At 73.4% G+C, this 976-nt stretch carries 1 protein-coding gene; it reads right to left on the bottom strand.

The window, feature by feature from the left end; translation table 11 throughout:
- Window positions 1-69: 69 nt before the first annotated feature.
- On the bottom strand, window positions 70-976 hold a 907-nt coding region (locus tag JFN87_RS33175), incomplete at its 5' end, for a pseudouridine synthase (RefSeq protein ID WP_209346226.1).

Below are 976 nucleotides of genomic sequence, written 5' to 3'. Positions count from 1 at the left end.
AGAGGGGGGGCGGGCGCCGGGCGGCCGGGGGCGGGGCGCCGGGCGGCCAGGGACCGGGCGCGGGGTGGCTTAGAGGCCGACCTCCTTCATCAACATGCCGACCTCGGTGTTCGTCAGGCGCCGCAGCCAGCCGGACTTCTGGTCGCCCAGCGGGATCGGCCCGAACGCCGTGCGCACCAGGCGGTCGACGGGGAAGCCCGCCTCCGAGAGCATGCGGCGCACGATGTGCTTGCGGCCCTCGTGCAGCGTCACCTCGACGAGGTAGTTCTTGCCGGTGTTCTCCACGACGCGGAAGTGGTCCGCGCGCGCGTAGCCGTCATCGAGCTGGATGCCGTCCTTCAGGCGCTTGCCGATGTCGCGCGGCAGCGGCCCCTGGATGGCCGCCAGGTACGTCTTCTTCACGCCGTAGCGCGGGTGGGTGAGGCGGTGCGCCAGCTCCCCGTGGTTGGTGAGCAGGATGACGCCCTCGGTCTCGGTGTCCAGCCTGCCGACGTGGAAGAGGCGCGTCTCGCGGTTGGTGACGTAGTCGCCGAGGCACTGGCGGCCGTCCGGGTCCTCCATGGTGGAGACGACGCCCGCCGGCTTGTTCAGCGCGAAGAAGAGGTACGACTGCGTCGCCACCGTCAGCCCGTCGACCTTGATCTCGTCGTGGTCCGGGTCGACGCGCATGCCCTGTTCGAGGACGATCTCGCCGTTCACCTCGACGCGCGCCTGCTCGATCAGCTCCTCGCAGGCACGCCGCGAGCCCATGCCCGCCCTGGCGAGCACCTTCTGCAGCCGCTCGCCCTCCTGGTCGCCGCCGGCCGCCGGGCGCGGCTTCGCCTCGCGCGCCTCCGCGTACCGGTCGCGGTTGCGCTGCTCGATCTTCGCGTCCAGCTCGCGCGAGCGCGCCGGGGCGCCGCGACGTGCGGCTCCGCGCTTCGCGTCGCCGCGCGCGGGCCTCGGGGTGCCCTTGGCGCCGCCGCGTGCCGCGTCG

The organism is Streptomyces montanisoli, from assembly GCF_017813245.1.
In the GTDB taxonomy this organism is placed as follows: domain Bacteria; phylum Actinomycetota; class Actinomycetes; order Streptomycetales; family Streptomycetaceae; genus Streptomyces; species Streptomyces montanisoli.
Note: the sequence above shows the minus strand (reverse complement) of the source record. Positions and strands in the feature narration are given on the sequence as shown.